This is a genomic window from Kitasatospora sp. NPDC127035 (assembly GCF_042726075.1).
Taxonomy (GTDB): Bacteria; Actinomycetota; Actinomycetes; order Streptomycetales; family Streptomycetaceae; genus Kitasatospora.
Map to the genome: position 1 here is coordinate 1 of NZ_JBHXDN010000125.1, position 9,254 is coordinate 9,254.

The window sequence follows — 9,254 nt, forward strand, 5'->3', positions numbered from 1 at the left end:
ACGCCAGCATCAGGCCCGGACCAGCCACTACAACAGACGAGGCCACAGCCCAAGAGCTGAAGCCTCGTCTCGGTAAGCACCGTTGCAGTACTAAGCCCCGCCAGTCGTCGAACCGTCGCCGCCGTCTCAACCCGCCGAGAAACCGCGCATGCCTCCCTGGTGTGCTGCACGAGTCGGCCGGCGTCATCCTCTCCCAGCACGATCCCCGTATCGAAGGGGTCCACACCGGATAACGAGGGCACCACTATCACCGCCTCGCGCTACGAGGCGACGAAGAACCGCTCCGGCTGGTCGCCTTCCACCACGCCGATGTGCAGCGTCTTGACTCCGCCTGTGCGCTCCGAGGGGTCCCGCAGGCGGGTCAGCGCCAGCAGGTGCTCCGTCAGCACACGGTTGCGCGGCGGCCCGTAGAGGACTCGGTGATGGACGCGCGTGGGTCTGTCGGCCAGGGCCTGGAGGATGCTGTCCAGGTAGGCGGACTCACGGCTTCGGGAGCCGGTGATGACCAGAGCCTGCCGGGCGCCCTGGACCACTTCGACCGTGGCTGCGAACAGGGCCGGGTACGGGTGAACCAGGCGCAGCCCCGCCCCCGGCGGAAACGCCGGCGAGTCGCCCCCGTCCTGATCGGCGAACAGAACCTCGGCAGGCAGTTTGTAGACTTTGCAGCAGAGCGTTCGATAGCGGACGGACGTGCGGATCTTGAGCCGCTCGCACGCCGACAGAAGGCTCGGCGTCAGCCCGGTGGGCTCCTCGCTGACCTCGTCGATCGCAGCCACCGCCTGCTCAAGTGTCCAGTTCTTCGACTGTCATGCACGACGCAGCGACTTCACCTTTCCGCCTTCCCGTTCGGCTCTATGGGCGCCACGCCATTCCGCTGGCGATGGCGGGCCGTGCATCCATGGGCATCGCCGGTCCCGTATCGACCACGCCGGACGGCGCCGGCGTCAGAAACTGCGCGCCCGCGGGTGCCCGGTGGGACCTGCGAACCGGCTCGTGGAGTACAGAACGCCTCACCCCGCGGGTCGGTGGTGCTCCGCGTCCGCGGCCCCGTCGGCACCGCGCAGCAAGCCTTCGCGAGCGCCGGCCGACCGACTGGTGACCGCGTTCACCGGCTGAGGTCGACCGCCACCAGGACTGCGCTCCCTCTGTCCCGCAGACGGTTCAGATGCTCAACAAGGCCGCCCTCTCCCGCCGGGCAGGGAAGGAACCCGAGGACGAGATACACATGCTGGCGGGCAAGGGCGAGGGCACGCCAGAGGCCGTCGACCGAGTCGAGCCGCCGTTCCTCCAAGCCGTGCACGAGGCAACGTCCCCCCGGGCCGGAACGTGGACGTAGAGCGTCTCGTCGCCGGTGATCTGCGTGGCACCAGGTCGATCCGGCAGGCCGTGCCGGGAGACGAACCAGCTCATCCACGCAGGCGCGTCGGTGCCGTCCGTCGTCAGCAGGATGCCGGGGACGAGGTCGTCGTTGCGCGGGTCGCCAAAGACGATGTCGACGACGCGAAGGCGCCGAGCGGTCAGGGCGAGGTCGGGGGCTTCTGCTCCCGGTGCGGCGGGATTCACGGTCGTCACCCTACTCACCTGTCCGCCGACTCGACGTGCCCTCGGGCAGCGTCCGCCGGCCGACCGCATGGACTACTTCACCCTCCTCCGACGGCTGTTGCGCTCGGCCGGCAGGTCGGGACCCGCCGGCCGCCGCGCTCCTACTTCCTATTCTCGGCGCCGCCGCGCCTACCGGTCGGGGTCGTCGCCCCACAGGAAGACGTGCGTTCGGAACGACAGTCCGAAGCCTCGCTCCAGTGCCGCGTCGACCACCTTCTGGGCGGTCGCGGTGTTCGACCGGGCGTCCGACCCTTCCGGCATCACCATGACCCGCTGCGGGGGCAACGCCACAGCCTCGACGATCTGGTCGACCTCGGCCAGGTCCGTCGCGCAGTCCTGCGTGACGACGAACTTGAACCAGGCCTTGCCCGTGTCCCGCAGCGGGGCGAGCGCCTTCGGCTTGTTCCGCTGCGCCAGCCGGTTGCCGCTGCTGGCCAGCTTGGGCGACACGTTGTACTGCGTGACGAGCGCGTCGAACTCGGCGAGGGGCGCGATGGTGCCGGCCGTTTCGATGTGGATCTCGTTGCCCCAGCTGCGCAGCTGCTCCAGCAGGGGCACGAGTGCGCGCTGCTGCATCATCGGCTCGCCACCGGAGACCACGATGATCGTCGGTCGGTTCTCGACGTCCCAGAGTGCCTGCAGGCGGCTCAGGACCTCGGCGGGTTCCATCTCCTTCTCGCCGTACCCGGGCTCGTTGCGTTCGTACCGCTGCCCGCTGCGGGTCTTCGCCGCCTTCTCGGCCGTCACCGCCCAGGTGTAGGCGGTGTCGCACCACGTGCACTCCAGATTGCAGTCCCAGAGCCGGACGAAGAGGCACTGCCTGCCGGCGGCGCTGCCCTCCCCCTGGACGGTGGGCCCGAATATCTGGCTTCCCCGGAGCCTCTGGTGCTGCACCCCGGGCGGGGTGAGCTGCAGGAGCTCGTGCGGGGCATCCCGTGCTGGCATAGCTGGTGCTCCTCCTGGTAGGGGCGATGTCGGGGCGGCAAGGAACTGGTTGCGGTGGTGGGGGCACGGCGGCCGGCGCCCACCGGGCCGCTCCCGATCACAGGTGGGAGGCTCCGGGCAGTCGGCCGAGGATGGGCAGAGCGGTGAACGCCTCGGCGCGGGCGGCGCCGCTGCGCCTGCCCCAGATCCGGGCGAGGTCTTCGGCCATGGGGCCGAAGTGGTCCTCGATGGGCTGAGACTAGTGGCAGCGCAGGACCTTCATCTTGGTGTCGAAGGTGTCGGTCACGTCGACCATCACCGTGGGGGTCAGCGGCCCGGTGAAGGTGAGGGAGTTGTAGGTGTAGAGGCGCCGGGGCCGGCCGGTTTCGATCTTCGCTTCGGGCAGGGCTTTGAGGACGGCCTCGGCGGTGCGCCGGTGCTTGCAGTGGGCGTCGAGGACGGGGTGGGTGATGACCACGTGCGGCTTCACCTCAACGAGCAGGGTCCTGATCGTCGGCGCGGTGAGCTCGGGGAGCTGGTGAAGGGTGGCGCCGAGGACGGCCGCACCGGCCCGGGCCTCGGCGTCGCGGACCGGGTCGTGGAGGGGGCGGCGATGTGGACGGGCGCGTGCTGGGCATGGAGGGCGAGGGTGCCGCCGGCCCACACCTCGGCGTCGTCGGGGTGAGCGAAGACGGCGAGCATGTACTGCGGTCCGGACAGCAGGTCGTCAGGGTTTCGAGGCACGGAGGGCTCCTGGAAGGTCGGCGGTGGTGGCGGGGACGAAGCGGCCCTGGCGGACGGCGAGGGTGCGCATGCCTGCCGCCAGGGCCGCCGCGATGCCGTCGGCGGCGTCGTCGACGGCCAGGCACCGGGCGGGGGCGACGGCGAGCAGCCGGGCGGCTTCCGGGTACACGTCGGGAGCGGGTTTGCCCCGCAGCACGTCGTCGAGGGTGACTGCGACGGGCAGCAGCGCCCCCAGTCCGAGCCGGTGGATGCCGTCGTGGACGAGGACTGCGGCGGCGCTGGAGGCAACGGCCACCGGAATTCCCAGGCTGCGGGCGGTGTGGAGGAGTTCGAGGGTGCAGGGGATCGGCTGTGGCGGCGGCCCTGCGAGCAGCGCGGCCCGGCTACGTGCCACCCCGTCCTTGACAGATGGGGCCGGGAAGCCGGCGTCGGCGGCGAGTAGGGCGATGACCTCGCGGACGGGCAGGCCGGCCAGGGCCCTGTAGCGGTTGGCCGGGACGGCGATTGCGTGCGGCGCGAGCGCTGCTTGGAGGGCGGCATGGCGGGCGTCGGTGTTGTCCGCCACGGTGCCGTCCCAGTCCACGATCGGCGCCTTCGCGTCGCCGAGGAGGGCTGCGGGATCGGTCACCGGGCCACCGTCCTGCGGTGGAGGACCTGGCCGTCGGGGCCGAGGGCGGCGGGCGGGGGCGGGGCGCCCTGGGGCCACAGCAGCGTGCCGAGACCGGGCAGGTGGATCGCCCGGCACCCGGCCTCGACGGTGACCGGCACGGGCAGGTCACCGGGAACCAGCACGCCGACGGGGTGCGGCCCACTGGCGCCGCCCCTGGCCGAGGTGGTCGGGTCGTCCGCGTCGAACCACAGCAGGGTCGCGGCGCGGCCGTCGTCGGGGTCGGGGTGCTCCAGCGGGTGGGTGAGGACCGCGGTGGCGGTGAGCGGGCGGGCCTGCCGGGTGGAGTGCTGGGCCGGGACCGCGCCGCCGGAGGCGGGGCGGACGGTGCCGGCGCCGCCGTCGACCTCGACGACGGTGCCCGGGGTGATGGCTGTGCGGGCGTTGGTGATGTTGGTGACGCAGGGGATGCCGAGCTCGCGGGTGATGATCGCGGTGTGGGAGAGCTCGCCGCCGGTGGTTGCCACGACGCCTGCCGGCGCGGTGAGGAGCGCCGGGACGGCCTCGGGGCCGAGTACGTCACAGACGAGGACCCGTCCGGTGATGCCGGTCTCGTCGAAGGCGTGGACGGCGGTGCCGGTGCCGGGGGCGGCCGCGATCCCGAGCAGCACCCGACTGTCGGCGGCGGAGCCCGCCCGGCTCGTGGTGGCGTGCTCGGTGAAGGGCGTGGTGAGCGGGCGGGCCTGGACGAGGTAGAGCGCGCCGGTGCCCGTGATCGCCCACTCGACGTCGACGCGGTCAAGGCCCAGGGCGGTGGCGGCCAGGAGCTGGGTGCGCGCCGATGGGGTGAGGCACGGGCTGGTCGGCGAGGAGGGCCGGGGTGTAGAGGTGCAGCACGCCCGAGCCGGAGGTCTGGATCTTCGCCTTCAGGCCCGGGCCCAGCTCGGTCCAGTCGCCCGGCGGCATCCCCAACTCCGATGGTGTTCCGGGAAGTTGGACGGTGTTCTGAACGTGCTGGCGCGTCTCGGGTTCGGGTCCGGGGGTGCTGGTGTGGATCTCGCCGGTCTGGGAGCCGGACACGAGCGGTTCGGCCAGGCCGCGGACGGCCTCGATCCGCCAGCGGGTGCAGCTCCCGCTCGTGACCTCGGCGGCCAGGACACCGGAGCAGGCCGGACGCGTGGCGGGCTGCACGAGAACGGCCATGTGCGGCCGGGTGGTGATGCCGCGGGCCCGGCTGTAGGCGGTGACGGCCGGGTGGTCGGCGGAGGCGCGGACTACACGGATCGCGTCCAGCAGTGCGGCGGGTTCGGCCGGAGTGAGGCGGGAGGTGAACAGGTCGGCGAAGGAGGTGGTGTGGCCGTCCCCGTCGGTGGCGGAGGAGCGGGCGATCAGCCCATACGGGGCCGGACAGCGGGCGAGGATTTCGGCGACGGCGGCCGCCAGCTGCTCGTCGGGGTGGCCGACGGGGACGATGACTCCGGCGGGGACGGGCAGGCCGGCCGCAGTGAGGCGGCCCCGCCTGGCAAAGCTGCGGCTGGACCACGAGCTCCGCGCCGAGGTCCATAGCAAGCTCGACCTGGAGTGGAGTCCAGAGCAGATCGCCGCCCACCTGCGCCTGCTCTGGCCCGACCGCCCCGAGCGGCGCGTGTGCCACGAGAGCATCTTCCGTGCGCTCTATCAGGGTGCCAAGGGCGGCCTGAGCAGGACTCTCACCAAGAAGCTGCGGACCGGCTGGCCTCTGCGCAAGCAGCGCTGCAAGGCCGACCAGCGCGCGCCGCGGTTCGCCGTGCCGGCGACACTCATCGATGAGCGCCCGGCCGTCGTCGAGCTCCGGGAGCGGGCCGGCGACTGGGAGGGGATCTGATCACCGGACGGAGGAACCGCACCGCCATCGCCACGCTCGTCGACCGGCGCACCCGCTTCGTCCGGCTCGTCGCGCTGCCCGACGGACACGGTGCGGACCAGGTCCACGCCCGCCTCACCGAAGCCCTGCGGCATGCCCCCGACGCCGCACGGATGACGCTGACCTGGGATCAAGGCTCCGAGATGGCCTGCCACGACCAGCTCGCTCCGCTGTTCCGCGACGGTGTCTTCATCGCCCACCGCGGCAGTCCCTGGCAGCGCGGCACGAACGAGAACACGAACGGCCTGCTGCGGCAGTACCTACCGAAGGGCAGCGACCTGTCCCTCCACCCCGCCGACGACCTCCGGGCAATCGAGGATCGCCTCAACAACCGGCCCCGCAAGACCCTGGGATGGCAGACCCCCGCCGAGCTGTTCACCGCCGCTCTGACAGCATGAGACCAGCAACGTTGCGACGATCATGCGAATCGGACCCTTGTCGTCGGAGTGGATCGCGGCCCACGCCTTCCCTCGGAGCCTGTCGTCCTGTGGGTCGCTGCCCCGGCCGTCGGCGGGGGTTCTGTGCGCCATCCGCCCCTTTTGCCACGATCGCATGCCGTCGGCGGGCTCGCCGAACGTTCTGCGGTGGCAGGACGTGCCCGTCCGGGGCCGGGGCAGGGTGCGCCGGCCCCGGACGGGTTCGGTCACTGGATGGTGATCTCAGCGGCGGAAGTGAATCCGTTGACTCCTGCCAGGGAGGTCAGCCGGACGTACTTCCCCTGGGTGGCCGGGAAGGTGGCGGACTTGGCCGTGTCCGTGTTTGCCCAGGTGCCGGCGGCCACCTGGGTGAAGTTCACGCCGTCGGTACTCGTGGAGATCGTGTAACTGGTGATCCGCCCGTTGGGGGTGCCGTCCTGCCTCGGCAGGTAGCCGAGGCCCGTCACGGGCTGGGTCTGTCCGAGTTGGAGGGTGATGGCGTGCGGGCCGGGGCGGGTGGCGGGCCTCCACTGGGAGTGCCACATGGTGGAGGGGTCGCCGTCGATCGCCCTGGCCGCGGCATAGTCGGGTTCGGTGTCGCTGCTTTCCGCCGCGCCGACCACACCGGTGCCCGGCTGGACGGTGAAGTTGTCGAACTGGACGGGGCTGTAGGTCGACACCGCGAGGGAGACCTGGCCCGCTGCGGCGGTGCCGGCCGGCACGGTGACCGGGGCGCCGAGCCGCACACCGTCGAGAGATGCGGTCACCGTGGAGCCCTGAGCGGTGACGCTCAGCCTGTGCCAGGAGTTCACCGGCAGTGCCGCCCTCGTTCCCCTGGCCAGCACGGTGTTGGAGGCCGTCCGGATCTGCCAGGCGCCGCTCTGGTTGATGGCGAGCCGGATACCACCCGAGTGATTCGTGTCCCGTACGCCGAGCGCGGCTTCCACTGTGCCGGTCTCGAACTTGATGTCCGTGGAGGCCGTGTAGTTGCTCCATCCGGGATCACCGATCACCGCAGCGGGGGCACGCTCGGTGTGGCTCCAGTAGACCGGGTGCCCGGTCATGGTCGCGCTCAGGCACATGCCGGTCCGCCCGCCCCCGCACTGCGCGGTCTCCAGGGTCCCGCCCAGGTCCGCGAGGTACTTGGGCGTGCGCCGCGGTGCGTAGGAATCGAAGTTGTCGCTGTAGGGCATGGGCATCACGGAGTTCGACGGTGCGACTGCGGTGCCCTTGCCGGACGTGGTGAGCGTGCTGATGGTGTACAGCTTGCCGGGGGCTGCGGTGAGGGCGGCCTGGCCGTTGACGACCGGGATGTCCGTCTCCTGGCCGAACCAAGTGGAGGGGTCGTCGGATCTCAGGTCGGTGGAGCGGACGCGCAGGACGCCGTTCGTCGGGAGCCCGCCGGAGACGGTCAAGTTGAGCGTCTGGGGAGCCGTTGCCAGACTGGTCTCGATGATGCTGGACCAGTTTGCCGTGTTCGGGTCGCGCAGCGTCACCAGCGAGCCACCGTCGATCCGCTTGCTCGCACCAGGCAGGTAGCGCCATCCGACCTTAGTGAATTGTGTGGTGTGCGCGGTGACCCACGTCGACTTGCCGACAGAGTAGTTGCCACTCCACGGCGTGTTGGCGACCATCAGCCCGGCTCCGCCGAACGGCGCGCCGTGGTAAGCGGACCACACGGTGGCCCAGTTGAGGAAGCCGGTGAGTCGGCCGTCGGTGTAGCCGCGGTTGAACTCTCGGGCCAGCGCGGCGGAACCGCCAGAATAGTGCTGCGACCCGCCCTCGCTGTCCCACGCCGGCTTGCCCAGGTTGTTCGTCGGTCCGGTGCAGCCGGTCGTGGTCGACAGCCAGACACACGGGTAGTGGGCACCCATCACGGCGATTGCGGAGTTGTACACAGGGTCGGCCTGGATCCTGGAAGTCAGCGAGTCGAAGTCGAAGAGGTCGTCGGCAACGAGCTTCACGTCCTGGTGACCGGTCGCGTCCAGCCGGGCACGGAAGTCGGCGAACCAGGACAGGGGGCCGGGGCGCTCGTTCCAGCCACCCATGTAGTCGATGTGCAGGCCGTTCGCCGCGGCGCAGTTCAACCAGCTGATGTGCCAGTCGATGTTCTGCGGGGTCCAGAAGGTCTTGTCGGTGGCGCGGCTCGGGTCCACCCAGCCCGGCGCGCCCCAGGCGAGGCCGGCCAGCTTGATCTGGGGGTTGCGGGCCTTGGCCTCCTTGGCGAGCCAGAACTCGTAGCCGACGCCGCAGTCGACCTGGCCCTGTACGGGTTCGTGGTCGGGCTCCGTGCCGTCCGTGGAGTTGGCTCCGGAGCCCAGTTCGATCTTCAGGATCTGCTGGGAGGCGCCGTAGCCGGGCTTGAACAGGTAGTCGAGCACCTGGCTGCGCTGGGGCTCGGGGTAGTCGATCAGCAGCCGGGAGCTGGCGCCGGCCGACACTCCCCCGATGCCGTCGAGGGCGCCGCCCATCGCGCTCCCGTCGACGGTCACAGCGGTGGTGGTGGCGGCGCTTCCGGTCGTGGGGAGCCCGACGGCCAGGGCCAAGGCGACGAGCAGGCTCGCCGCCGCCGCGGTGGAACGGACCATTGATGATCGCAACTCGTCCTCCAAGTTGCTGAGAAATCACTGGGTGGGTTGCGCGTCGACGCACCTCGCGGTGATCAACGCATGGTGCCGCGCCGACAGGGCGGCGGAATCCGGTGGATCGATGGGGGTCTCGGTGGCCGGTTGGGATCCGTCGCGTGGGGCCGGAGGCCCCCGGGACCGCTCGTGGCGCGGCGGGCCGTTATTCCTGCGCCGAGGTAAAGGGGTGGGGCGGCGCCGAGCCAGGAGGGGTCGGTGTCCACCGCGAGCGGGGTGCCGCCGATGCGGCTCTTGTGGGCAGAGCCATGCGGTGGGGGTCACGGGTGCTTCCCTCCGTTGTCTGGTGCTGTGTATCTGTCAGGTGGGGAGTCCGACGGGGCGTTCGCCGTTGCGGCGTTGCTGGATGACGACGGCGGCGACGAGGAGGGCGCCTTGGGCGACGTTCTGCCAGAAGGAGTTGATGCCTTGGACGG

General features: G+C 71.1%; 11 protein-coding genes. 2 read left to right on the forward strand and 9 right to left on the reverse strand.

Annotation, left to right across the window (positions count from 1 at the left end):
* Positions 1–260: 260 nt before the first annotated feature.
* The 8 genes from ACFWIC_RS40110 to ACFWIC_RS40145 form a co-directional block, all read right to left on the reverse strand.
* Complete coding sequence (locus tag ACFWIC_RS40110; protein WP_380522054.1) at positions 261–776, reverse strand: hypothetical protein; 516 nt, start codon at positions 774–776, stop codon at positions 261–263.
* 385 nt (positions 777–1,161) lie between these two features.
* The gene (locus tag ACFWIC_RS40115; protein ID WP_380522056.1) at positions 1,162–1,572 is read right to left on the reverse strand and encodes a hypothetical protein; all 411 of its coding nucleotides are present in this window, start codon (positions 1,570–1,572) and stop codon (positions 1,162–1,164) included.
* A gap of 159 nt (positions 1,573–1,731) precedes the next feature.
* A complete protein-coding gene (locus ACFWIC_RS40120) occupies positions 1,732–2,547 on the reverse strand; it encodes a 7-carboxy-7-deazaguanine synthase QueE (RefSeq protein ID WP_380522058.1) in 816 nt (271 codons plus the stop codon).
* 238 nt (positions 2,548–2,785) lie between these two features.
* Positions 2,786–3,016, reverse strand: coding sequence for a PIG-L deacetylase family protein (locus tag ACFWIC_RS40125; protein WP_380522059.1), 231 nt, complete (start codon positions 3,014–3,016; stop codon positions 2,786–2,788).
* Positions 3,013–3,270, reverse strand: coding sequence for a hypothetical protein (locus ACFWIC_RS40130; protein ID WP_380522061.1), 258 nt, complete (start codon positions 3,268–3,270; stop codon positions 3,013–3,015). Before ACFWIC_RS40130 ends, ACFWIC_RS40125 begins: the two co-directional genes overlap by 4 nt.
* Positions 3,254–3,898 (reverse strand): HAD family hydrolase, encoded by a 645-nt coding sequence (locus ACFWIC_RS40135; protein ID WP_380522062.1) that lies wholly within the window; start codon positions 3,896–3,898, stop codon positions 3,254–3,256. Before ACFWIC_RS40135 ends, ACFWIC_RS40130 begins: the two co-directional genes overlap by 17 nt.
* A complete protein-coding gene (locus tag ACFWIC_RS40140; RefSeq protein ID WP_380522064.1) occupies positions 3,895–4,548 on the reverse strand; it encodes a PEP-utilizing enzyme in 654 nt (217 codons plus the stop codon). Before ACFWIC_RS40140 ends, ACFWIC_RS40135 begins: the two co-directional genes overlap by 4 nt.
* A 127-nt stretch (positions 4,549–4,675) precedes the next feature.
* Entirely contained in the window at positions 4,676–5,446 is a 771-nt protein-coding gene (locus ACFWIC_RS40145; protein ID WP_380522066.1) for a PEP/pyruvate-binding domain-containing protein, read from the reverse strand.
* On the opposite strand from ACFWIC_RS40145, the gene ACFWIC_RS40150 reads away from it, so the two are divergent.
* Both ACFWIC_RS40150 and ACFWIC_RS40155 read left to right on the forward strand, forming a co-directional pair.
* Positions 5,382–5,741, forward strand: a complete 360-nt coding sequence (locus tag ACFWIC_RS40150) for a transposase (RefSeq protein ID WP_380522067.1) — start codon at positions 5,382–5,384, stop codon at positions 5,739–5,741. The two genes, ACFWIC_RS40145 and ACFWIC_RS40150, sit on opposite strands and share 65 nt — an antisense overlap.
* A 26-nt stretch (positions 5,742–5,767) precedes the next feature.
* A complete protein-coding gene (locus ACFWIC_RS40155; RefSeq protein ID WP_380522069.1) occupies positions 5,768–6,178 on the forward strand; it encodes an IS30 family transposase in 411 nt (136 codons plus the stop codon).
* Positions 6,179–6,423: 245 nt separating this feature from the next.
* On the opposite strand, the gene ACFWIC_RS40160 is transcribed toward ACFWIC_RS40155, so the two are convergent.
* Positions 6,424–8,784: a discoidin domain-containing protein gene (locus tag ACFWIC_RS40160; protein WP_380522068.1), complete on the reverse strand. Its 2,361-nt coding sequence runs from the start codon at positions 8,782–8,784 to the stop codon at positions 6,424–6,426.
* Positions 8,785–9,254: the final 470 nt, after the last annotated feature.

Coding starts and splice junctions, on each gene's coding strand:
- ACFWIC_RS40120 (WP_380522058.1), bottom strand. CDS start 2,547: ATGCCAGCACGGGATGCCCCGCACGAGCTCCTGCAGCTCACCCCGCCC.
- ACFWIC_RS40160 (WP_380522068.1), bottom strand. CDS start 8,784: ATGGTCCGTTCCACCGCGGCGGCGGCGAGCCTGCTCGTCGCCTTGGCC.